This window comes from Roseovarius sp. S88 (assembly GCF_037023735.1).
In the GTDB taxonomy this organism is placed as follows: domain Bacteria; phylum Pseudomonadota; class Alphaproteobacteria; order Rhodobacterales; family Rhodobacteraceae; genus Roseovarius; species Roseovarius phycicola.
Map to the genome: position 1 here is coordinate 2,163,188 of NZ_CP146069.1, position 23,590 is coordinate 2,186,777.

Genomic DNA, 23,590 nt, shown 5'->3' on the forward strand with positions numbered 1-23,590 from the left:
GCCTGTCACAAAACTTTCGCAGAACATCGATTGCATCATGGCTCATATATCGATAATTCCCGATGCATGGATACATCTACCGCCCTTTCCGCCCTGCAGGCGCTCTCGCATGAGACCCGGCTTGAGGTGTTTCGCCTGTTGATGCGGGCCGGGCCCGAAGGGCTTGCCGCGGGTGACATCGCGACAACCTGCGGCGTGCGGCAGAACACCATGTCATCGCATCTGTCGATCCTTACGCAGGCAGGTCTGATCGTTTCGGAACGCGACGGGCGCACCATTCTGTACCGAGCCAATGTAGGGGGTATTCAAAACCTTCTGGGTTTTCTGATCGAGGATTGCTGCGGTGGAAATCCTGCTGAATGCCAACCCCTGATCCAACAACTTGCCTGCCCATGCTGAGGACCATGCCATGTCGTCAAGTTCATCCGAATTGAAAAACGTCCTGTTTCTCTGCACCGGAAACTCCGCTCGCTCACTCATCGCCGAAGCGGTCATGCAGCGCGAGGGCTTGGGACGGTTCAACGCCTATTCCGCCGGGTCACAGCCCACTGGCGCGCCAAACCCGCACGCCATCGCCGTGCTGGAACAGCTCAACCACGACACCAGCGGCTTACGCTCCAAAAGCTGGGATGAGTTTTCCGGACCCGACGCCCCGAACATGGATTTCGTCTTCACCGTTTGTGACAACGCTGCCAATGAGACCTGCCCGTTCTGGCCGGGACAACCCATCAGCGCGCATTGGGGTCTGCCCGACCCCGCCGCAGTCACCGGCTCTGATGCCGAAATTGGCCTGGCCTTTCACGACACCTACCGCATGCTGCGCAACCGCATTTCCATCTTTGTGAACCTGCCGTTCTCGCAACTGGACGGGCTGACGCTCAAGAAAGAACTCGACGCCATTGGCGCGCACAAAGACCAAAAGGATCCTGAACCCACATGACGTTTGACTTACCACGTCGCCTCACGGCGGAATTTCTGGGTACGCTCTTGCTGGTCTGCACCGTGGTCGGCTCGGGCATTATGGCCGAGACGCTGACGGAAGATGTCGCCGTGGCCTTGTTGGGCAATGCGATCCCGACCGGGGCCATCCTGTTCGTGCTGATCACCATTCTGGGGCCAATCTCCGGCGCGCATTTCAACCCGGCCGTGACCTTTGCCTTCCTGCTCCGGCGAGAGATTTCCGGGAGCGACGCGATGGCGTTCATGGTGGTGCAGGTCGCAGGCGGTGTCCTTGGCACGGTCATCGCTCATGGCATGTTCGCCCTGGACCTGTTCCAAGCGTCGACAACCGTACGCACAGGCGGCGCGCAGTGGTTTGCCGAGGTTGTGGCCACCTTTGGCTTGGTCGGTGTGATCCTGGGCGGGTTGCGGTTCAAGGCAGAGGCCGTGCCCATGTTGGTGGGCCTTTATATCACCGCGGCCTACTGGTTCACCGCGTCGACCTCATTTGCCAATCCGGCCGTAGCCATTTCTCGGGCGTTCACGGACACATTTTCCGGCATCAGGCCGGCGGACCTGCCCGGCTTTATCACTGCTGAAATCATCGGGGCGGCCATTGCCGTGGCCCTCTTTGGTTGGCTTTTGAAGGCCACACCCTATGTGGAACGCGCATGAGCGAATGCCCAAACCTTGCGCCGGATGCGCTGCACCGCGTGAAGGATGCGCGCCTTTTTCCAACAGAAAGACCGACGCATCCACCGCGCATCCTCCTGCTCTACGGCAGCCTGCGAGAGCATTCTTATTCAAGGTTTCTCAGCGAAGAGGCCGCTCGGCTGTTGACCCATCTGGGCGCGGACACAAAGTCATTTGATCCGCAAGGCCTACCCTTGCCCGATGATGCAGAGGTCACCCATCCCAAGGTCGCCGAGCTGCGTGAGTTGGTCATGTGGTCGGAAGGCATGGTCTGGGTCAGCCCTGAGCGCCACGGGGCGATGACCGGCGTGATGAAATCGATGATCGACTGGATCCCGCTGGCTCCGATTGGCGGCATTCGCCCCACACAAGGCAAGACACTCGCGCTGGCGCAGGTCTGCGGCGGGTCGCAAAGCTTTAACGCGGTCAACCAGATGCGCATCCTGGGGCGCTGGATGCGGATGCTGACCATTCCCAACCAGTCTTCGGTGCCCAAAGCCTGGGATGAGTTCGACAAACACGGCCGCATGAAGCCGGGCCCCTACTACAACCGCATCGTGGATGTGATGGAAGAGCTGATGAAGTACACGCTGTTGACCCGTGCGCAGTCTGAGTATCTTACGGATCGGTATTCCGAGCGGGTGGAAAGCCTTGAAACGTTGTCGAAACGGGTGAATGCACCGAAGGCGATTTGAGGGTGGTTTGTTTTTGCGGAATTTCTGTTTTGAGTCCTTCAAAGACATTCGTTCACCTCGCCAAGGGCACGGAATCGAGGGGCGCAGCCCCGCCGTGCCAGCGACGGACCGGCCCTAAGGGCCGTCGCTTTGTCGATGCTAGGCGCTACGAATATCCGTCATGATGGCTTGGCAGGCATAAAGCGCACCTATCAAACGAAAAACGCGCCGTCCCCCGGTCCGTCGCTGGCACGGCGTAAATCAAACGGCAGCTTCGTCCTGCACAGCCGCCCACTACCGCGTGGCAAGAGCATCCTGCAACAACCCACGCACCTGAACAGGATCGACATCCTCGGCGACAAATGCTTCGCCAATGCCGCGCGCCAGGATAAATCGCAGGCGGTCGTCGATCACCTTCTTGTCCTGTGCCATAAGGTCCAGCAAACCCTCCGCATCAGGCAATTCTCCTGATATATCAGACAGATCAACCTTCATCTTCATGCCACGCAGATGCGCCCGCACGCGGCTTGGATCCTCCTGCGCACATAGCCCCATACGCGACGATAACTCAAACGCCAGCGCACAGCCGACGGCTACGCCTTCCCCATGCAACAGCCGGTCCGAATATCCCGTCGCCGCCTCCAGCGCATGGCAGAACGTGTGGCCCAGGTTCAAAAGCGCGCGGTCGCCCATCTCGGTCTCGTCGCGCACCACGATCTCGGCCTTCATCTCAACCGAGCGTTTGACCGCATAGAGCCGTGCCTCTTTGCCCCCGCCTGCCACATCAGGGCCATTTGCCTCCAGCCAGTCGAAAAACGCCGCATCGCCTAGAAGCCCGTATTTCACCACCTCGCCATAGCCGGCAAGGAAATCGCGCTCGGTCAGCGTGTCGAGCACGTCAATGTCGGCAAGCACCATAGCCGGCTGATGAAACGCCCCGATCAGGTTCTTGCCATGCGGCGCGTTGATCCCTGTTTTACCGCCCACAGAGCTGTCAACCTGCGCCAACAGGCTGGTGGGAATCTGAACAAAACGCACGCCGCGCCGCAAAACGGCGGCGGCAAAGCCCACGAGGTCTCCGATCACCCCGCCGCCCAGGGCGATGACCACATCCCGACGCTCGACCTTTTCTGACAAAAGCCATTCCACCGCGCGTTCGAAGTGCGGCCAGGATTTTGTCGCCTCTCCTGCGGGCAAGGTTAATGAAGATGACTGAACGCCCGCAACCTCCAGCGCCTTAGTTAACGTCGCCAGATGCGCGCCCGCGACGGTTTCATCGCTGATGATCGCCACCTGCGGACGGTTGAGAAGCGGGGTTATGTACCGCCCTGCATCCGGCAACACGCCGGACCCGATATGAACGTCATAGGCGCGCTCGCCCAACCCCACATGCACCGTTTCGATCATGACAGTGCCTCCAACACGTCTTTGCGCCCCAAAAGCGCGTTCCGCACGTGACCCGCCATAGTGTCTATCGAGTACTCAGGGCGTGCTTCAACCTCCAGATCAGCCATCTGGTACCGCGGAAGGCGTTCTTCATAAAGCGACTTCAGCGTCTGAAAAGGATTATCTGTGCGCAATAACGGTCTGGTATCCTTATGTTTTACGCGGTTCCACAAGAGGTCCAGATCAGCCTTAAGCCACACGGATACGCCCTTGTCGTGGATCATGGCTCTGTTACGCTCAGATAGAAACGCGCCACCTCCGGCGGATAGAATGCCTCGTTCCTCGTCCAAAAGCCGTTCGATCACCTCGCTCTCACGATCCCGGAAAAAAGCCTCGCCGTCACGCTCAAAAATTTCTTTGATCGACATATTGGCCGCAGCCACGATCTCGACATCCGAGTCAAGGAACGGTACATCAAGCATGGCCGCCAACGCCTTGCCCACAGCGGTTTTTCCTGCGCCCATCATCCCCACAAGAACCACCGTTTTTTTCAACTTCCAGGTGTTTTCCGAGGTCAAACTTCGGCGCTCCCCTGCCAATTTTTCAAGCTTTGTCACTGAATGACGTGATCTTGGGCAAAAGGCCAGTTATAAGTTGGACAAAACAATGGAAAGCGAGCAGGCAGGCGCAACATGTTACGGCTTATAAAATTTTTGCTGTACTTAATCGGATTGGGGTTCATCGCGTTGGTGGCATACGCATATATCGGGCCGTTTTTCGGCGCTGACTTTTCTCCGCCAAGCGAAGAGATCCGTCAGGAAATCATTCTTGAGAGTTCTTAACGCGTTAACACTTGTTTCTATCATCGCGTCCCCAGCCCTCGCCGAAGAGCCGCTGTCCGCGATTGACTGGCTGAAGGATCCCGCCCCAATCAGCCTGACTCAACCGCTTGTCACGCCGTTGCTGGACACACCCGAAGAGACTGGCAGCACGACACCAGATGTAACGGTCGCCCCTCTTGGCACGACACAATCCGAGACAATCGGGCTTTTGCCGTTTAGCACAACCGGGCTGCCGCCAGAGCTTTGGTCTGCGTCGCAGGCGGACACGATATCGGCGATGTTTGATCGCATATCGACTGATCCGCTGCCCGCGCTTCAGGCGCTCTATTACACACTGCTTCTGGCCGAAGCAGAGGCGCCTAGCGCACAAAACGCGCCATCCGAGACCTTCTTGCAGGACCGCGCCGCGACGCTCATGCGGATGGGCGCAGTGGATCCCGCCCTTGCCCTGATCGAACAAGCTGGTCCGCAACAGCCTGCGGTCTTTGATCTTTGGTTCGATCTGGCGCTTTTGACCGGGACCGAAGATCAGGCCTGTCGAGCCCTCTCTGCCAACCCCACGCTCACACAAAACTATGAGACGCGGATTTTCTGTTCGGCCCGAGATGGCGACTGGCAAACGGCAGCACTCACGTTTGAGACGGCCAATGCCCTTGGTCTGCTGGATGACACGACCGGCACCCTTTTGGCGCAATACCTTGATCCTGAGACAATAGAAGCCGCACCCAACCTGCCGCCCAGCCGAAACATGACACCGCTCGGTTTCCGACTTTTTGAGGCCGCAGGCACGCCCATGCCCACACGCAATCTGCCACGCGCCTTTGCCGTGGCGGATCTGCGTGGCGTTTCTGGCTGGAAAGCAGAAATTGAAGCAGCCGAACGGCTTGCCCACACAGGCGCCCTGCCCGCCAATCGTCTTTTGGGCCTTTACACGTCGCAACGCCCCGCAGCCTCCGGTGGTGTGTGGGAACGCGTTTCCGGTGTTCAGGCTTTGGAACGCGCTTTGAACCAAAACAACACCGATGCCGTGGCACGCGCCTTGACAAAACTCTGGCCAGACATGCGGCGCGAAGGCCTCGCAGTGGCGCTGGCGACGCTCTACGGCCCTGCCCTGGCGCGACTGGATTTGCCAACACCTGCGGCCTCGATGGCCTACCATGCGGGCCTTTTGTCACCAGACTATGAGACGCTGGCGCAAGCTTTGCAGCCCAACAACAGAACCGACCGGTTCCTGCAATCTGTCGCCCTTGGCACGCCGGACCGCAGCCTTGCGGCCAGCACAACCGAGATTGCCATCGCCGAGGCTTTTGGGCGAACCGAAGCCTCGCCTGATCATCGTGGCATGCTCGACACGGGCCGTCTGGGACAGGCCATTCTGAGTGCCGCCCTTCAACTTGATGCCGCAGGCCCCAACCAAAGCCGCGATATCATCTCTGGCCTGTCGACCCTACGTGCCGTGGGGCTAGAGGACACCGCCCGCCGTGCCGCCTTGCAAATCCTGCTGCTCAAGGCGCGCTCATGACCGCCCGGCATTGGATGTCGGGGTTTCTAGAGGCGCAGGCCGCTGAGTTGGGGGCATCGGAAAACACGTTGCAGGCCTATGCCCGTGACCTGCGCGACTATGCCGACTGGTCCGTCAAGGAAGGGCATGATCCCTGCACCGCAGGACAGCTTGAGATCGAGGCGTATCTCACCCATTGCGATGATCAGGGACTGGCGCGATCAACCCGCGCGCGGCGGCTGTCGGCGATTAAACAGTTTTACCGCTTTGCTTTTGACGAACGCCTGCGTGACGACAACCCCGCCATCAAGATCAGCGGTCCGGGACGGGAAAAATCCCTGCCCAAGACGCTCGATCTGGATGAGGTGGACCGGCTTTTGCGCGCCGCCACAGAGGTCGGGCGCACGGAAGCTGACCGCAGCCGCAATACCTGTTTGATGGAGCTTCTCTATGCCACCGGCATGCGGGTGAGTGAGCTTGTCTCCCTGCCGGTGGCCACCGTGCGAGGCGGTCCTGAAATGCTCCTGATCAAGGGCAAGGGCGGCAAGGAACGCATGGTCCCGCTGTCGCCCTCGGCCCATGAGGCGGTTGAGGATTGGCTGGCGCATCGCGACACGGCACAAGAAAAGAAACGTGCAGAGTGCAAACCGGATTCGGCGTTTCTCTTCCCATCCTCCGGCAAACTGGGGCATATGACACGACACAGGTTTTACATGCTGATCAAAGAGTTAGCCGTCTGTGCCGGCGTGTCCCCTGACAAGGTGACACCACATACGTTGCGCCATGCCTTTGCTACGCATCTTCTGGCCAACGGGGCAGACCTGCGCGTGATCCAAACCCTTCTGGGTCATGCCGACGTGGCCACGACCGAGATTTACACCCATGTGCTGGATGAACATCTGCGCGACCTGGTGAACGATGCACATCCCATGATGAAACGGGCGCGCGGCGAGGATTAGGTTTGGCCGCTTGTTGGGGCAAATCCAATGAGACGTCGAAGCGCGACCCATCAAAAAAGAAAGACATCCGTGTCCAGATTGCCAAGGTCTTGAACCTTCATGATGGCTGTCCCTTGAATGACACCGCTCTGCACCCCATAACCCAAGGAACTACTTGGATAAGACCCTAGATGGAACCCGTATCATCTTCGCTCGACGCGGCCTTTTGGATCACCTGCCTTTCAATTCTTGGGCTCTTGGTCCTCTCGGCCTGTTTCTCGGGCAGTGAAACCGCGCTGACGGCTGCGTCGCGCGGTAAATTGCGTGCGCAGGCTGAAAAAGGCTCAAAAGGCGCCGAAAAGGCGCTTGAGATCACAGAAGACAATGAACGCCTGATTGGCTCGGTCCTTTTGGGCAATAACCTTGTAAACATCTTGGCCACGTCGCTGGCCACGGCCCTCTTCACGCGGCTTTTCGGCGAATCCGGAGTGGCTCTGGCCACACTGGTCATGACCTTGCTGGTTCTTATCTTCGCTGAGGTTTTGCCAAAAACCTACGCCATCACGAACGCCGAAGTGGCCGCCTCCAAGGCCGCCCCGGTCATCAAGTTTATCATTCGCATCTTTGATCCGGTCGTATCGGCGGTGCGGGTTCTGGTGCGCGGTGTCCTGAGCCTGTTTGGCGTCAAAACCGATCCGGACAGTCACATCCTTGCCGTGCGCGAGGAGATCGCCGGTGCGCTTTACCTCGGCCATTCCGAAGGTGTGGTCGAAAAAGAAGACCGCGACCGCATCCTTGGCGCTCTGGATCTTGGCGAACGTGCTGTGGAAGAAATCATGCTTCACCGCAGCCAGATCGAAATGATCGACGCCGAGCTGGACCCCGAGGCGATCCTTGATCAATGCCTGAAAAGCAATCACACCCGCCTGCCCGTTTTCCGAGATGACCCCGACAACATCATCGGCGTGGTCCATGCCAAAGACCTCTTGCGCGCCATGCACAAGCTGATCACGCAGGATTTCGGCAATCGCGAGTTGCTGAAGAATTTTGACATCTGCTCGGTGGCGATGAAGCCTTATTTTGTGCCGGAAACCACCACGCTGGACGACCAGATGCGGCAATTCCTGCGCATGCGTTCGCATTTTGCACTGGTGGTCGATGAGTATGGTGACCTTCAGGGTCTGATCACTCTGGAGGATATTTTGGAAGAGATCGTCGGTGAGATTACGGACGAATTCGACCCACAAGCCGAGCATCCGATCCGGCGCGCCGATGATGACCAATTTCTCATTGACGGCGCCATGACCATCCGCGACCTCAACCGCGCGACAGACTGGACCCTGCCCGATGATGAGGCCAACACCGTCGCTGGTTTGGTCATTCATGAGGCTCAGATCATCCCCAACGTGAAGCAGGTCTTCAACTTCCACGGCTTCCGCTTTGAAGTCGTCGAAAAGCAGGACAACCGCATCACCAAGCTGAAGATCCGCAAGCTCTGAGGGTCAGGCCGGGTTTGAGTATTTTTAAGAACGATGAAAGATTAAGGTCTTTGCCCTGTCTGTCACTGTTCCCCAAAAACTCTCGCCGAAGGTGTCAAGCGCGCAGTTTTTCGCCCTTGGGATCAAACGGCGGCTCATGCAGGATACGACCTTTGTGTGGCTGCCCCAGAACCATGACTTCCACGTCATCCCCTGCCTTCACCGTGCCGGATTTCACATAGCCAAGCGCCAGGCTCATACCCACTGTGTAACCATAGGTACCCGAGGTCACGCGGCCCACCGGGTTGCCCTTGGAATCCCGGATGGGTTCGCCGCCCGTGGCATCAGCGTTCGAGGCGTTGACCGCGTCTTCGTCAATATGAATGAGCACAAGCTCTTCGCGTGTGGGCTCAGACATCACCTTAGCCGTGGCCTCTTTGTGCAGGAAGTCCTTGTCCATTTTGCACAGCGGCGCAAAGCCCACCTCATGCGGGAAATACTCTGGGCTGTATTCGCGGGACCATGAGCCATAGCCCTTCTCCACGCGCATCGACATCAGGGCGCGGCCGCCCACGGGCCCTGCGCCAAACTCTTTGCCGACCTCCAGAAGCGCGCGGTAGAGTTTTTCTTGATCTTCCGTCTTGCAGTGCAATTCCCAGCCCAGATCGCCGGTGAAGCTCACACGAAGGGCCAAACAGCGCACACCGGCCAGATCAATCATCGCCGATCGCATGAACGGCATGTCCTCAGTCGCCAGAGAATGGTTGGTCAAGCGCTGCAACATATCACGAGACTTGGGTCCAGCCACGTTAAAGCCGCACATGGCCTCGGTGTGGCTTTCAAATGTCGTGACGTCTGGCAATGGTACCATGTCAAAGAACCGCTTGTGATAGCGTTCGGCCATACCAGACGAGATGACCCAGAACTCGTCTTCTGCCACGCGGGTCACAGTCGCATCCCCGGCAATTCCGCCACGCACACCGATCAGCGGTGTGAGGCAGGACCGACCCACAGATTTTGGCATCCGGTTGGCAAAAACGGCATTCAGCCAATCCTCTGCGCCCGGCCCTTTCACGTGATACTTGGCGAAGTTCGAGATATCGATGATACCCGCGCGGTCGCGCAGCATCTTGCATTCCTCACCCACAGGTCCCCACCAGTTCTGGCGGGTGAACCCGTTCGTGTCCTCGACCCCCGGTGCATCGGCAAACCATTGCGGATGCTCCCAGCCGTAGTTGAGGCCAAAGACCGCGCCCATGTCCTTTTGCAGATCATAGATGGGTCGTGTGCGCACAGGCCGGCCCGCCGCACGTTCCTCATTCGGGTAGTGGATGGCAAAGCGATGCGCATAGACATCCTCGACCTTGGCTTTGACGAATGTCTTGTCATTGGCCCAAAGCCCAAACCGCGCGATATCCCAGGGGAACATGTCATAGAGCATTTCGCCCTCAACGATCCAGTGGCTGACCATGAGGCCCATCCCTGCCGACTGGCTGAAGCCCGGAATGATGCCGCCCACCATGAAGTAGTTCTTCAACTCCGGCACAGGGCCAAGGATCACGTTGCTATCGGGCGACCAGATCATCGGGCCATTGATGACCCGCTTGATGCCGGCCTCGGCCGCAACCGGCACGCGGTCCATTGCTCGCATGACATTTTCCATGATCCGGTCGAGATCATCGGCAAACAGATCATGGGCAAAATCAAGCGGCGTGCCGTCCTCGGCCCAGAACTTCATGTCTTTCTCGTAGGCCCCAATCAGCAGGCCCTTGCCTTCCTGGCGGAGGTAATATTCGCCATCACGGTCCGCGACCGAGGGCAACCGCCGGTCCATCCCGTCGATCTCGGCAATCGTTTCGGTCACGAAATACTGGTGTTCTGTGGGTTGCAGCGGCACCTCAATGCCCGCCAGTGCGGCCACTTCGCGCCCCCAAAGCCCAGCACAGTTGATCACCCATTGGGTCTCGATATTGCCCTTGGGCGTCTCCACAATCCATGTGCCATCTGGCTTCTGTGTCGTGGCCGTGACCGGCGTGAAGCGGTGAATTTCCGCGCCCCGCTGCCGCGCGCCAACCGCATAGGCGTTGGTCACGCCCGAAGGGTCTACATTGCCGCCATCCGGCTCCCACATGATGCAACGGATGCCATCGAAATTGACGAGGGGATGTTTTTCCTCGGCCTCTTCGCGAGTGATCTCGTGAAAGTTCATCCCGTAAAGCTGTGCCTTGGCGGCCTGCAGCTTTAGCTGATGCTCCCGGTTCTCGGTCTGCGCCAGATAGAGCGAACCAGGCTGGAACACGCCACAGCTTTGCCCGGTCTCCTCCTCCAGCGAATTGTAAAGGTTCATCGTGTAATGCTGCAGACGAGAGATATTCGCGCTGTCATGCAGCCCATGGATATTCGCCGCTGCATGCCATGTGGAGCCTGATGTCAACTCATTGCGCTCCAGCAACACCACATCCGTCCACCCCAGCTTGGTCAGGTGATAGAGCACCGAGCAGCCAATCACGCCGCCTCCGATAACAACTGCTTGTGCGTGGGTCTTCATTGGTCTCACCTCTGTCGCCAGTTTGATATCAAACTGCACACTTGCGCGCATGTCTGATGCACATTCCGCGACATCCTTCGTCGCTCGTAGAGTTTTGTCGTTTCAGTTTGCGACAGCTTGTTTCGGATTGCGGCACCACATGTCATGCTGCGAAAACGTCTCGGCGGTAGTCAAGTCGTGCGTCATAAGCGCCTCAGAACCTGAATACGTTACAAAGGCTTCACTTCGACTTGAACCAACGTGACGGGCCGACCTCTAGCATTACAACCGACATGCCGCCATCTTCGCCAGGTCACTGCAACAAAGGATCATTCCATGACATTCACACGTCGTCAATTCGCGGGCCTCACTCTGGCCGCAACCGCCACTGCCGCTCTGGGGGCCACCCCGGCGCTGGCAGGATCAGATGTGCGTAAAGGCACGCTTTCGGGACGCCAAGGGTACAACGTCACTGGCACCGTAAAAGTCAAGAAAGTTGACGGCAAAACCAAAGTCGTGCTTGCTGATGACTACGTGTTTGATCCCGCGAAAAACCCACCAGACATCAAGATCGGCTTTGGTTCGGGCGAGAAATACGCCAAAGGCTCCAAGATCCATGACAAACTGACTGTCAAGAAAGGCGAAGCCACGTTCGAAGTGCCCGCCGGGATCGACACCGATAAGTATGACGAGCTCTATATTTACTGCGAGCAGTTCACCGTCATTCTGGCCGTTGCACCTTTGAAATAATCCCCCTCAGGTACTGCAGCACAGCATTAAACCGCCGGAAACGGCGGTTTTTTGTTGCCCATATGCATTTCCAATCGCGGGATTTTGCGACAGGGTCCGATCATGTACGCCCAAGACTCTTTCTTTGATCTTTCCCTTTGGGGGCGCACAGGGCTTTTGTGCCTGAGCGCCACGCTGTTCATCCTGTTTCTGTTTCTCGCACGCCTTTTGTATCGCATCCCGCGCATTTGGCCACGCGTCCTGGGATCGATCTTGCTGTTCTGGCTCTTCGTCTGGGTCTCGCCACAGATTTACTACCAGTACTATCATCTCCTGTTTGAATTCCTGCCCGACCAATGGGTCATCGGCTGGCCACCAGGTCCGATCAAACCTCTTCAATTCCTGACGTTCCAAGGCCCTCAGAACCTCTCAGCACACAGTCAGGGCGTTTTGGGCTGGTGTCTTTTGGTCGTGCCGCTCATCCAACGCAGACCGTGCGGAACGGCATAAACATCGCATTCCCGGAAACAGCCATCGGACAGCGAATGCCATCGCATTGTCCAAGTCTTGTCGCGATTTTGGGCTAGAACGGGCATGCGGCGCCGCTTCTTCGCCGCGGCAACACCGGTGGCAGATGCAGCGAAAACCGACCATCTTGGGCTTTGTGACCGCGCCGCTGCGGTGGGCGTTGGGGGGTCTGCGGCGCGCCCTACGCAACATCGCCTGGCGCATGCTGCACGACGCATCAGAATACCGAGATGTGCGCCTCCTCATTCATTTCCGGGCGCCGGATGGCTCTCTGGGCCGGATCAAGGCCGCACTTGACCGGATCGCCGATATCGATCCCATCACGTTCGCCAAAATTCCACGGTTTTTGCCGGGTGGCATCGTTGCCGACGCCGCCAACTATTCGACCGCCTGGTACTCGGTTCAGCGCAAGGCCTGCGTGATCGGCCCAACAGCGCTGCAATCCTATGACCTCGACGACATCGCGCTTTGCATCGTGCACGAGCTTTGCCACGCACGGCTCTTTGCCGCCGGGTTTGGCTATGACGGCGCCCAGTTTCGCACCCGCATCGAAAAGATCTGCATTCGCCGAGAAATCGGCTTTGCGCGCAAACTGGAAGATCGCGATGTCAAAGACGGGTTCTACTCCGATTGGCTGGCCGAGAAGCTCACCGAGATCAAACCGGAGAACTACTCCGAAGAAAGCTTTCGCAAACGCCAAAGGCTGGCATTTCTGAAGAAGCTTCGGTTGCTCAAGCAGATCAACACGCCCCACTGCCTGCGGCGGCGGATCGTCATGAAAGCAAGACGTCGCTTTCAACGTCAGCGCCAGATAGCAGATGACCTAGGCAACGCGGTCCGCACGGACGCGACAAAGTCATGAACGGATGACGGATTTCGCACCGACGCTATACCGACGTATTACCGACGTGATACCGACGCTCTAAACCCTGCTTTTTCAACGCTTTCGGCGGCTGACAAAAGAAACGACAATCCTTGTCGCAAATGGACATGCCTCAAGGTGGTAACCCGACAGTTTGGATGTAACAGACAAAGGGAGAGCCCCATGAAAACCACCACGCGTGTGGCCGTGATCGGCGGCGGAGTTGTCGGGTGCAGTGTGCTCTATCACCTGACCAAGCTTGGCTGGTCAGATGTGACGCTGATTGAGCGCTCGGAACTGACCTCGGGGTCCACATGGCACGCGGCGGGCGGGTTTCACACGCTCAATGGCGACACGAACATGGCCGCGCTGCAGGGCTATACGATTAAGCTTTACAAAGAGTTAGAGGAAATCACCGGCATGTCTTGCGGCCTGCATCACGTGGGTGGCGTGACGCTGGCAGACAACAAAGACCGGTTCGACATGCTCCTCGCTGAGCGCGCCAAGCACCGCTACATGGGGCTGGAGACAGAGATTGTCGGCCCTGACGAGATTCGCAAAATCGCGCCCATCACAAACACCGACGGCATCCTCGGCGCGCTTTATGATCCGCTGGATGGTCACCTTGACCCCTCGGGCACAACCCATGCCTATGCCAAGGCCGCGCGCATGGGCGGGGCCAAGATCCTGACCAATTGTAAGGTCATGGAAACAAATCAGAATCTCGATGGAAGCTGGGATGTCGTCACCGAACGCGGCACCATTCACGCCGAGCATGTCGTCAATGCCGGCGGTCTCTGGGCGCGCGAAGTTGGCGCAATGGCGGGTGTCTATGTGCCCATCTATCCGATGGAGCATCAGTATCTCGTCACCGAGGAAGTCCCTGAAATCGCTGAGATTATCGATGCGGGCGAAGAGCACCCCCACGTGATGGACCCCGCCGGGGAAAGTTACCTCCGACAAGAAGGCCGCGGGCTTTGCATCGGATTTTATGAACAGCCCTGCCGCGCGTGGTCCATTGACGGCACGCCTTGGGAGTTCGGCCACGAACTCCTTCCCGATGACTTTGACAAAATCGAGCAATCCATTGATTTTGCTTACAAACGCTTCCCCTGCCTTGAACGTGCCGGGGTGAAATCCGTCATCCACGGTCCCTTCACATTCGCCCCCGATGGGAACCCTTTGGTCGGCCCTGTTCCGGGCCTCAGAAATTACTGGTCCGCCTGCGGTGTCATGGCCGGGTTCAGCCAGGGCGGTGGCGTGGGCCTGATGCTGGCGCAATGGATGGTTGAGGGCGAATGCGAACGCGATGTGTCGGCGATGGACGTCGCCCGCTATGGCGACTGGATCACGCCGGGCTACACCCTGCCCAAGGTGATCGAGAACTACCAGAAACGCTTCTCCGTTTCCTATCCCAACGAAGAACTCCCCGCCGCGCGCCCGTTCCGGCAGACGCCGATGTATGACGTGTTTGACGCCATGGGAGCGGTCTGGGGGCATCAATATGGGCTGGAGGTTGTGAACTATTTTGCCCAAGGTGATGAGCCGCGATTTGAGACACCCAGTTTCCGCCGTTCCAACGCGTGGGAGGCGACCGCCCGTGAAGTGAAGGCCGTGCGACAAAGCGTTGGAATCAATGAGGTTCATAACTTTGGCAAGTACCTGGTAACAGGTGCGAATGCCCGTGAATGGCTTGACCGGATCATGGCCGGGCGCATTCCAAAACCGGGGCGGATCAGCCTGACACCCATGCTGTCGCACAAGGGGCGTCTGATCGGGGATTTCACGGTTTCCTGTCTCAGCGATACCGCCTTTCAACTGACCGCCTCTTACGGCTCACAAGCCTACCATATGCGCTGGTTCCAGATGAATGAGACGGAGGGTGTGGAGCTTGAGAACATCTCGGACCGGCTGAACGGCTTTCAGATTGCAGGCCCCAAGGCGCGCGATCTGCTGCAATCCTGCACCCGCATGGACATCTCAACCATGCGATTCATGGATGTGCGGCATGTGACGGTCGGGATGGCCGACTGCCTTGTCCAGCGCGTCAGCTACACCGGTGATCTGGGATATGAGATCTACTGTGATCCCATGGCCCAACGGGCGCTTTGGACCGTGCTATGGGAGGCGGGCCAAAGCTTTGGCATCAAACCTTTCGGCATGCGCGCGATGATGTCGCTCAGGTTGGACCGGTTCTTTGGGTCCTGGCTCAGCGAATTTTCACCTGATTATACCCCGGCGGAAACCGGCATGGACCGGTTCATCAGCTTTACCAAGAACAGCGATTTCATCGGCCGCGCTGCGGTTGAGGCAGAACGGACCTCAGGGTCTGCACGCACACTGGTGCCGTTCGAGGTCGCGGCTCTGGACGCAGATGTGCATGCCTATGAGCCCGTCTGGATCAACGGCAAGGTTCAGGGCTTCTGCACCTCCGGCGGCTATTCGCATCACGCCGACAAATCCATCGCGCTGGCCCTGATTCCCACAGAGTTGGCAAAACCGGGGCTACAGGCCGAAATCGAAATTCTGGGCGAAATGCGCCCGGCGCAGTTGATCTCTGAGCCATACTTTGATCCCGAAGGCACACGCATGCGCGGCTGAAGCACGGCTTGCCGGTCAGGCTCTGTTCAGTCACTCTAAGCTATGTCACTCACAAATGGTGCTCAATGAGTCTTGTCTGTCTAGTTCCAGCTGCCGGGGCGTCCACGCGTATGCGCGGGCGGGACAAACTGCTGGAAAAGATTGACGGCGTACCGCTTCTGGCGCGGCAAACCTCTGCGGTGATGGCGCTCGGGGTTCCGGTGCTGGTCACTCTGCCTGCGCAGGCGGAAGACAGGGTTAACGCCCTGCATTCCATTCTCGATGAGCTGGTAACCTTGATGAATATCGCCAACGCAAACGAGGGCCTCAGCGCGTCGATCCGCATGGGGGCCAACTGGGCCATGGCACAAGGGGCCACAGCATTGATGGTGGCCCTGCCCGATTTGCCAGATGTGTGCGCCGAGGATTTCGCAGCCTTGCATGCCGCGCATCGGACCCATCCCGACGCCGTCATTCGCGCCACAACGGCTGAGGGTGAAGCCGGTCATCCAACGATCTTACCCGCCCGGCTATTCGGCGCACTCACCCAGCTTACCGGCGATCAGGGGGCCAAACCCGTTCTGAAGAGTGAGCAGTTCATCCCCTGCCCTCTACCGGGCAATCGCGCGGTCACAGACCTTGACACACGAGAAGCCTGGGAGGCCTGGCGCACGGCACGTGCCGCCAAAAGCAAGCAATCCCAGCCCTAAGGCCGGGACTGCTAAACTCGAAATCGAGACCCCCCAGTCGTCGATTTCGATTGTGCCGATCTTTGTAGAGCAGACCGGCGGGCTGCGTTCTAATTCACATTATTCCACCAAAAGCCGCGCCTCATGCCGCTTCAGAGATTTCCGTGCGGCATGGTAAGCCTCGATGCCTTCATGCTCTTGAAGCTCGGGAAAGAGATCGAAAATCTCGCTCCGCTGCGCGTAACCCATCCCATCCAGAACCTGTTGACCAGGCTGGAAACTTTCGGTCCAGGAGCCGTTGGACAGAACCACCTCGTGGCGGTCGAACATGAAATGCACATAGCTCACGCTGTTGGTCTCAACCACATCAACGCCCGCCTTGTGGGTCAGGTGTTTGGCCGCAGCGAGTACTTCACGCTCTTCAAAATAGAGCGACGATTTTTCGCTGGCGAGCAGCAGGCGGTGTTGCGGCGACACAAGCATATCGCGTTCCGGCAACCCACGGCCTAGTGAGCCTGCGCGAATAAGAACAGGTTTCAGATGCGGCGCCTGACGCAGTTCCTGCTTGGTCAGATCACGCTGTCCGATCCAACGAATTTCCTGCAAGCCATTGTCGCGAGTGATCACCCGATCCCCAACATGCAAGTCCTCTACCAGGCGCTCACCGGTTGGTGTCGCAATCACCATTCCCGGCGTGAAGCAAGGAATGACATTCTCGATATTGGAGAACTCGGCCTGTCCGGTTTCATTGCCGTCGGCATCGAAAAACGTGACAAAACCGTCTTCCTGATCGGCGGACGTAAAGGTCACTCGCAGGCCACCGCCCGGGTTTTCCGCCTCTGCGGCCCCGGTGAGGTCCAGCGTGTCGAAATCATCATCGGGATCGCCGGATGTCGTGGTTTCACCACCATCAATTTCATCACCTGCGGTAATGTCTATGAACGTGTCACGATCTGCGCCACCAGAGAGGTCGTCATCTCCGGCCCCACCGGAAATCAGATCATTGCCATCACCGCCTTCGATCTCATCGTCGCCGCCTTCGCCAAAGATCTGATCGTCCCCGGCGCCGCCCTCCAGATCGTCATCGCCATCTTCTGTGGCAGGCCCCGCAAGTGTGCTGTCACCAAAGATAACGTCATCGCCTTCGCCACCATCGACCTCATCATCGCCAGAGCCGCCGAATACAATATCGTTGCCCTCTCCGGCCTCGACCGTGTCATCTCCGCCCAAGGCATCGACCACATCATCGTTGGGCGCGGCTCCGGGTGCGATCGCATCTTCGTTGTCGATCCGGTCCCCCTGTGGGTCGCCGAGATAATCCACATCAATGAGGTTGTCTGCGTCATTGCCACTGACGACGCCATCCGGTTCGCCAAGAATGTCGGTGTTGTAAACAGCGACATAATCAATCGAGCCGTTGAAGAAATGGTCATAGCGGCCATCATCGCGTTCGCGCGCACCAAAGGTCCAGGACTCGTCGTCATTGTCGCCGATATCCATCGTCAAACCGGTGGTGTCGATATCCTGAGAATAACTTTCGCCCGTTGTGAGGTTTTCAACTAAAAACCGACCGCCTTCAGTTTCGGACCAGGTGTAGGTGGCCTTTACTGTGTCTCCCGGAGAGAAGAAATCGTTGGGCGTGCACACATAGATGTCTTCGCCACCATCGACGTGACGCACTGTCACCGCGCCTTCGAGCGTGACGTTAATACCGAAGTATCCTTCGCTGTTGCGATCCGCGAATTCACCACGGTTCACCAACGTGTCGTCAGAGGTTCCAACATGGGCGTCCTGCGTAAACTGAACAGAAACGCTGCCTTCGGCAAGGTTGAAGGGCGCGTCATTGCCGCCATTGACGTCAAAGTAGTCTCCGCGCCCATCGGTTTGAAGCGCATCCCCCGAAGCAAAGGCCCCGCCCTCGAACTCGCCGTCCTGCGCAATGCCATCGGCAAGACCGGTGTCAGCATCCGGATCAGAGGAAAGAAAATCCCAGAGACCGACGAGATTTGCGGCGAATGGGTCATTGACGTTATTTGGCATCGTCATCTCCAACACACGCCGTCCAGAAGGACGACTTACAGGTAACAAGCCCTACGACGATGCGGTTATCTGAACACCTTCTCGCGCAGAACCACGTGTCCTGTTGCGCGTCAGGTTGCGCCGTGCCGTGATCTCCCCAGATCGGCAATTGGCGCAAATTTCCTGCAAAGTGCAGACACCACCCCCAGGCGGGCCTTCTCTTAGTTAAAGGAATGTGACGAGTTGACGAAAGTGAAAACTGGCGAAATCATGTCTTCTTTGTGTCGGGAAACAAGCATGACGTGTATCGCGGTGAAAACGAGTGTGATCGGAAAATATGATTGTCCTTGTTTGGACAACAGTCAGAAAATGCGTTTCCTCTATTTGTCGATAAGAACGGTGTTTTTCTCAATATGATGTGGCGCAAGCTTTCCGATTGTCGCCGAAGGTAAAACAATAGCCCTGCTTCTGTCATCAGGGTAGCGTCAGAAACCACAGGAAACGAATTGATGTCAAATCAGGCGTTAATCATCATCAAATTCAATATAAGTTCCCAATGCGGAAACAATCTTTTGGATGCAGGTACGAATCAAGGCGCGTCGCGTCACATTTTTGCCTCTTTTCAAAACTGAGCCCCCCGCCTCGAGCTGGTCCTTCTTTCTCACAGCCCAGTCCAGTCCTCGCTGCGCGCCACAAACACTGCATTGTCGTCAAACTTTGGCCTGACTTTCAATCTATGTTCCACGTACCACACGTGATTTGGGCACGGTAAGAGGGCAAAATGGCGAGCAAAGCGACGGTGACTGCAGATAAAAATGCGGCACGCAGTTCGGGCAAACGAACCGGGCGCGCCAACAAGCTCAAGCTTGTCTCTCTGGTGGTGCCCGTATTCAATGAGCAACAGGCGATCGAGCCTTTTTTGACGCGCATCGAAGATGTCTTTGCGCCGCTGGCCAAGACTTACGCCTACGAAATCATCTTTGTGAATGACGGCAGCCGCGATGCCACCGAGTTTGCGATCCGAAGCCGTATGCTGGAAGACCCGCGTCTCTGCCTTGTGAACCTGTCACGCAACTTCGGCAAGGAAGCTGCCCTCTGCGCCGGCATTGACCACGCCCGCGGCGATGCCTGCATTCCGATCGACGTTGACCTGCAAGACCCGCCTGAACTGATCCCAGACATGCTGGCGCATTGGGAGAAGGGCGCCAAAGTGGTCAATGCCCGCCGCATTTGCCGGTCCGATGACAGCTGGCTGAAACGCGCCACGGCCAAGGGATTTTATCGCGTCTTCAACCGGCTTTCCGAACATGCCATCCCACAAAACGTAGGCGACTTCCGTCTACTGGACAGGCAGGTGGTCGATGTCGTCCGCGAATTGGGTGAACGCGTCCGTTTCAACAAGGCGCTTTTTAGCTGGGTTGGTTTCGAAACCGCTGAGGTGACCTTCAAGCGCCCCAAACGCGAACATGGCACGAGTGGCTGGTCCTATTGGCGGTTGTGGAATTTCGCGCTCGACGGGATCTTTTCCTCGACCACGGCGCCGCTGAGAATTTGGACCTACACTGGTGGCTTCCTGGCTATGCTGTCCTTTCTCTACGCCACAACGATCCTTCTGCGCACGCTGATCGTCGGTGTGGACGTGCCCGGATACGCCTCAACGATCATCCTCATCCTGCTCTTTGGTGGCTTGAACTTGTTCGCCATCGGCATCCTCGGGGAATACATCGGGCGCATTTATTCCGAAGTGCGAGAGCGTCCGCTCTATGTGTTGCGCTCGGTGCATAATGGGCAGGACAAGGCAAAGTGATGTCCGCCGGACTGCTCAGCCAAATAACCCGGTTCACCGGTATTGGGGCGATCGCCACCCTTGTGCATATGGGTGTCGCGCTGCTTTGCAGTTCGCTTTTCGGATTTGAGCCGCAGCCTGCCAACTTTGCAGGCTTCTGTGCGGCGGTTGGTGTGTCCTACATGGGACATGGGCGGGTGACTTTCGACACCAACCTCAAACACCGATTTCATGCCCCACGCTTTCTCACCGCATCGGCACTGGCGCTCGGGCTATCCAGCGGCTTGACCCAGGTGATCACGGTTAAGCTTGGCCATCCCTTGGCCTTTGCAATGCTCGCCATGGCGGTCGTGGTGCCGCTCTGTTCATTCTTGCTCTATAAGTTCTGGGTCTTTTCCGAGCCTCAGCGCAGCGGGCCGTAAACCGCCACTGTTTCACTGCTGATAGAATTTGCAAGATCTGCGCAAACAGGCGGTGTTTCACCCGGAGCCACGTAGCGAACAAAGTAGTCCGCTTCGACATCCGTAAGCAAGCGCACCATGCCATCACAGGTCGCCGCAAGGCGCTGTTCCTCGCCAAATTGAATGGCCGCAGGCCATCCTTCCAAACCTTGGTTTTCCGGCGAAAGCTGTCCCACATCATCAATACGCTCTCGCGTCAACGTGGCCTGATCAGGCTGTGCCACCGAAAACAGTTTGAAATCCACATATGCGCTGCGTTGTGCCAAGAGGCGAAATTCCATCATGCCGATGGGAATAATGAAAAGAGCGTCACGTGGCGTTTCTTGTTTGATACGTTCAAGGGCTACGCGCGTGGGTTCTGGTACGGCCGGAGGAAACGGTTTGGCCGGGAACAACACGACAAGCGCTGTTACCAGCGCTATGGCAAGAACCGAACGCAATCGCACGCTATCAGCCAAACGCCACATCAGTACCGTAAGGACCAGAAACAATAGACCACCGATTGTCGCATTCAACGTAAGCGCGACAATCAACACCGTTCCCGAGATCCACAGAAGCGGCGGATTGGGTGCCCGCCACATGCCTGCCAACGCCAGCGCCGGTCCCAGGGCGAACAAAAGCGATGATGATCGGTTTGCATCCAGAATGTAGAATCCCACCCATTGCGAAACCTGCAATTTGTAAACAATGATGGTCACAAGATGCAAAATCGCAAAGCCGATCATCGCCCCAAGCGCACAACGCGCCAGTGCCCGATCCTCGTACCAAAAATGCACAGTCCCAGCCAAACCAGCCAACAGGTAGAGCGTCGCAAGACCCACTGAAAACCAGCTCGGGTCATAGTGATGCGGCGTACGGAACCTGTAGGCATCCTGGATCAGATCAATGGTGATCTCACCTTCTGGTCCACTAAGGATAGAAGGCAAGATCGGCAGGGCCGCTGGTAAGGCTGCGATCATTGCCGCAACCGCCATTTTAAAGGCATCCGGCGGGTGCCGCAGAAGCGCGCCCAATCCGGCGACGATTGCACCATGGAAAGCCGTCATCGGCTGCCCAAACACGGCCAAACCCAGCAAAACACCGGCAAGCCATGGGCGTCGCCAGAATGCAGCGGCAATCGCGGCCAAGGACAGGGCCAGCGCTACATTGTGGTGATGGAAGAAATGCGAGATCAGCCCGCCAAAATCAGCCCGGCCCATGCCGTCTATTTGAACAACCACGCCAAGCCCGAGCACCGCAGGCAAGACAAAAAAAGGTGCGCCGAGTGCGGCTAGAAGCGCGTACAAAGCAATTGCTACACCAGCGGCCAACATCCAAATGGCGATCCGAAACACTGGTTCGACACCAAAGGTCGCAGTGCCCAAAGCATGCACCCAGTTATAAGCTTTGGCGTGATTGGCAAAGAGCTGTAGTTGTTCATCGCGCGCAAAGAGCGTCGGGTCGGCGCGATAGTCGGCCAGGGGCGCATAGGCAAAGTCGTCACCGTAGGGATATGGAAAATACCCGATGAACGCATGGGCCAATAACCCAAGTGTCACTGCGAACAAGATTTTGTCCAAGTGCATGCCTGACTGCTCTTATTTTATTTCTTGCGTGACTTACGCATGAAATTTGGCTGCAAATCAAGCGCTGCAGAAGATCGCGCAAGACCATGACGCACGCAAACCACGGTTTTGCCAGAGTTATCTGTCGGGAATGGATTTGGTACCCAAGGCCGGACTCGAACCGGCACGCCCGCAAAGGCGGGGGATTTTGAATCCCCTGCGTCTACCATTCCGCCACTTGGGCACGCCGGTGACTTCTAGCCAATGCGCGCAGGCGCGTCCAGAGGGGACTGACCGGGAAAATGCAATGCTTTGCCCTTGACGCGATACCGGGCGCATGGTCATTCGCAAACAGGTACACCATTGAGGCGGTTTCATGCTGCGACGTTTGTACGATTGGGTCATTTCGCTGGCCGACCACCCCCGCGCGCTTTGGGTGTTGGCGGTGGTGTCTTTTGTCGAAAGCTCGGTCTTTCCCATCCCCCCTGATGTCCTGATGATCCCGATGATCATCGCACGCCCGTCGCGCGCCTGGCTGATCGCCGGGGTTGCCTTGGTGAGCTCGGTCTTAGGTGGCATGCTTGGCTACGCAATCGGGGCCTTTGCCTATGAACAGCTTGGCCAGCCTATTCTTGAGGCTTTGGGCAAGGGCGAGGCGATGGACGCCTTTAGCGACAAATTCAATGATTTAGGCTTCTGGGCCGTGCTGACGGCGGGTGTCACGCCCTTCCCTTACAAGGTTATCACGATCATGTCCGGGTGGACCGGCATGCCGCTCTTTACCTTTATTGCCACATCAATCCTGGCGCGCGGCTTGCGGTTTTTCCTGGTCGCCTGGCTCTTGTGGAAATTCGGAGCGCCGATCCGCGACTTTATCGAACGCCGTCTTGGGTTGATGACAATCCTATTTGTCATCCTGCTTTTTGGCGGGTTTTATGTTCTGAAATTCCTATGACACAACGTCAGCTCTATATCTTGCTGGCCGCTGGTGGATCAGTCGGGCTGCTGCTTGCAGCATTCGCGTTCCAGCATCTGGGTGGGATGGCCCCTTGCAAGCTCTGCATATGGCAGCGCTGGCCGCATGGCGCGGCGATTGGGATCGGCGCATTGGCTTTGATACTCCCATGGGTTCTGTTGCCGTTGCTGGGTGCTTTGGCGGCTTTTATCACGGCTGGTATTGGCGCTTACCATACAGGTGTCGAAAAAGGTTGGTGGGAAGGGCCATCAAGCTGTTCGTCGCAGAGCACCGAAGGTTTGTCGGCTCAGGAACTGATGGATCAGATCCTTTCTGCACCATTGGTGCGTTGCGACGAGGTGCCGTGGTCACTCTTTGGACTGTCTATGGCCAGCTGGAACACGGTTGTCGCATTAGCGCTTGCGGGTCTCTGGCTAAAGGCCGCACGCACCAGCTAGG

Annotated in this window: 21 protein-coding genes and 1 tRNA gene; 16 read left to right on the forward strand and 6 right to left on the reverse strand. The window is 57.6% G+C overall.

Annotation, left to right across the window (positions count from 1 at the left end):
- The first annotated feature begins 66 nt into the window (after nt 1-66).
- The 4 genes from RZ517_RS10985 to arsH are packed head-to-tail and all read left to right on the forward strand — an operon-like array spanning nt 67 to nt 2,327.
- Nucleotides 67-399 (forward strand): ArsR/SmtB family transcription factor, encoded by a 333-nt coding sequence (locus RZ517_RS10985; protein WP_317054818.1) that lies wholly within the window; start codon nt 67-69, stop codon nt 397-399.
- 10 nt (nt 400-409) lie between these two features.
- A complete protein-coding gene (locus RZ517_RS10990) occupies nt 410-940 on the forward strand; it encodes an arsenate reductase ArsC (RefSeq protein ID WP_338548281.1) in 531 nt (176 codons plus the stop codon).
- Nucleotides 937-1,614: an MIP/aquaporin family protein gene (locus RZ517_RS10995; RefSeq protein WP_338548282.1), complete on the forward strand. Its 678-nt coding sequence runs from the start codon at nt 937-939 to the stop codon at nt 1,612-1,614. Before RZ517_RS10990 ends, RZ517_RS10995 begins: the two co-directional genes overlap by 4 nt.
- Nucleotides 1,611-2,327 carry an arsenical resistance protein ArsH gene (arsH, locus tag RZ517_RS11000; protein WP_338548283.1) on the forward strand — a complete coding sequence of 239 codons (717 nt, stop codon included), beginning with the start codon at nt 1,611-1,613 and terminating at the stop codon, nt 2,325-2,327. The genes RZ517_RS10995 and arsH overlap by 4 nt, the downstream gene beginning before the upstream one ends.
- 273 nt (nt 2,328-2,600) lie before the next feature.
- Here arsH and aroB read toward each other — a convergent pair whose 3' ends face one another.
- Together aroB and RZ517_RS11010 are read right to left on the reverse strand one after the other, a co-directional pair.
- Nucleotides 2,601-3,713, reverse strand: coding sequence for a 3-dehydroquinate synthase (aroB, locus tag RZ517_RS11005; RefSeq protein ID WP_338548284.1), 1,113 nt, complete (start codon nt 3,711-3,713; stop codon nt 2,601-2,603).
- On the reverse strand, nt 3,710-4,219 hold the full coding sequence (locus RZ517_RS11010; RefSeq protein WP_338551139.1) for a shikimate kinase: 510 nt from the start codon (nt 4,217-4,219) through the stop codon (nt 3,710-3,712). The genes aroB and RZ517_RS11010 overlap by 4 nt, the downstream gene beginning before the upstream one ends.
- A 301-nt stretch (nt 4,220-4,520) precedes the next feature.
- Between RZ517_RS11010 and RZ517_RS11015 the strand changes: the two genes are divergently transcribed.
- The 3 genes from RZ517_RS11015 to RZ517_RS11025 all read left to right on the forward strand — a co-directional run bounded on the left by RZ517_RS11015 (nt 4,521) and on the right by RZ517_RS11025 (nt 8,472).
- The gene (locus RZ517_RS11015) at nt 4,521-6,056 is read left to right on the forward strand and encodes a hypothetical protein (RefSeq protein ID WP_338548285.1); all 1,536 of its coding nucleotides are present in this window, start codon (nt 4,521-4,523) and stop codon (nt 6,054-6,056) included.
- Nucleotides 6,053-6,994, forward strand: a complete 942-nt coding sequence (locus tag RZ517_RS11020; RefSeq protein WP_317054823.1) for a site-specific tyrosine recombinase XerD — start codon at nt 6,053-6,055, stop codon at nt 6,992-6,994. The genes RZ517_RS11015 and RZ517_RS11020 overlap by 4 nt, the downstream gene beginning before the upstream one ends.
- 170 nt (nt 6,995-7,164) lie before the next feature.
- Nucleotides 7,165-8,472 (forward strand): HlyC/CorC family transporter, encoded by a 1,308-nt coding sequence (locus RZ517_RS11025; protein ID WP_338548286.1) that lies wholly within the window; start codon nt 7,165-7,167, stop codon nt 8,470-8,472.
- 94 nt (nt 8,473-8,566) lie between these two features.
- Here the strand turns inward: RZ517_RS11025 and RZ517_RS11030 are convergent, their stop codons facing one another.
- Nucleotides 8,567-10,999: a GcvT family protein gene (locus tag RZ517_RS11030; protein ID WP_338548287.1), complete on the reverse strand. Its 2,433-nt coding sequence runs from the start codon at nt 10,997-10,999 to the stop codon at nt 8,567-8,569.
- 315 nt (nt 11,000-11,314) lie between these two features.
- Between RZ517_RS11030 and RZ517_RS11035 the strand changes: the two genes are divergently transcribed.
- The 5 genes from RZ517_RS11035 to RZ517_RS11055 all read left to right on the forward strand — a co-directional run bounded on the left by RZ517_RS11035 (nt 11,315) and on the right by RZ517_RS11055 (nt 16,387).
- On the forward strand, nt 11,315-11,728 hold the full coding sequence (locus RZ517_RS11035) for a DM13 domain-containing protein (protein WP_338548288.1): 414 nt from the start codon (nt 11,315-11,317) through the stop codon (nt 11,726-11,728).
- A gap of 102 nt (nt 11,729-11,830) precedes the next feature.
- Entirely contained in the window at nt 11,831-12,217 is a 387-nt protein-coding gene (locus RZ517_RS11040; protein WP_338548289.1) for a hypothetical protein, read from the forward strand.
- A 124-nt stretch (nt 12,218-12,341) separates the two neighbouring features.
- Nucleotides 12,342-13,097: a hypothetical protein gene (locus tag RZ517_RS11045; RefSeq protein ID WP_338548290.1), complete on the forward strand. Its 756-nt coding sequence runs from the start codon at nt 12,342-12,344 to the stop codon at nt 13,095-13,097.
- 183 nt (nt 13,098-13,280) lie between these two features.
- Nucleotides 13,281-15,698 carry a GcvT family protein gene (locus RZ517_RS11050; protein ID WP_338548291.1) on the forward strand — a complete coding sequence of 806 codons (2,418 nt, stop codon included), beginning with the start codon at nt 13,281-13,283 and terminating at the stop codon, nt 15,696-15,698.
- A 110-nt stretch (nt 15,699-15,808) separates the two neighbouring features.
- Complete coding sequence (locus RZ517_RS11055) at nt 15,809-16,387, forward strand: nucleotidyltransferase family protein (RefSeq protein WP_338548292.1); 579 nt, start codon at nt 15,809-15,811, stop codon at nt 16,385-16,387.
- A gap of 99 nt (nt 16,388-16,486) precedes the next feature.
- On the opposite strand, the gene RZ517_RS11060 is transcribed toward RZ517_RS11055, so the two are convergent.
- Nucleotides 16,487-18,406: a Hint domain-containing protein gene (locus RZ517_RS11060; protein ID WP_338548293.1), complete on the reverse strand. Its 1,920-nt coding sequence runs from the start codon at nt 18,404-18,406 to the stop codon at nt 16,487-16,489.
- A 760-nt stretch (nt 18,407-19,166) separates the two neighbouring features.
- Here RZ517_RS11060 and RZ517_RS11065 point away from each other — a divergent pair.
- Both RZ517_RS11065 and RZ517_RS11070 read left to right on the forward strand, forming a co-directional pair.
- Nucleotides 19,167-20,192 carry a glycosyltransferase family 2 protein gene (locus RZ517_RS11065; protein ID WP_338548294.1) on the forward strand — a complete coding sequence of 342 codons (1,026 nt, stop codon included), beginning with the start codon at nt 19,167-19,169 and terminating at the stop codon, nt 20,190-20,192.
- Nucleotides 20,192-20,593 (forward strand): GtrA family protein, encoded by a 402-nt coding sequence (locus RZ517_RS11070; protein ID WP_338548295.1) that lies wholly within the window; start codon nt 20,192-20,194, stop codon nt 20,591-20,593. Before RZ517_RS11065 ends, RZ517_RS11070 begins: the two co-directional genes overlap by 1 nt.
- On the opposite strand, the gene RZ517_RS11075 is transcribed toward RZ517_RS11070, so the two are convergent.
- Nucleotides 20,575-22,197 (reverse strand): DUF6798 domain-containing protein, encoded by a 1,623-nt coding sequence (locus tag RZ517_RS11075; protein WP_338548296.1) that lies wholly within the window; start codon nt 22,195-22,197, stop codon nt 20,575-20,577. The genes RZ517_RS11070 and RZ517_RS11075 overlap by 19 nt on opposite strands.
- A gap of 137 nt (nt 22,198-22,334) precedes the next feature.
- A tRNA-Leu gene (locus RZ517_RS11080) sits at nt 22,335-22,420 on the reverse strand.
- 132 nt (nt 22,421-22,552) lie between these two features.
- Here RZ517_RS11080 and RZ517_RS11085 point away from each other — a divergent pair.
- Nucleotides 22,553-23,131 (forward strand): YqaA family protein, encoded by a 579-nt coding sequence (locus RZ517_RS11085; protein WP_338548297.1) that lies wholly within the window; start codon nt 22,553-22,555, stop codon nt 23,129-23,131.
- A complete protein-coding gene (locus RZ517_RS11090) occupies nt 23,128-23,589 on the forward strand; it encodes a disulfide bond formation protein B (RefSeq protein ID WP_338548298.1) in 462 nt (153 codons plus the stop codon). Before RZ517_RS11085 ends, RZ517_RS11090 begins: the two co-directional genes overlap by 4 nt.
- Nucleotide 23,590 lies beyond the last annotated feature (1 nt).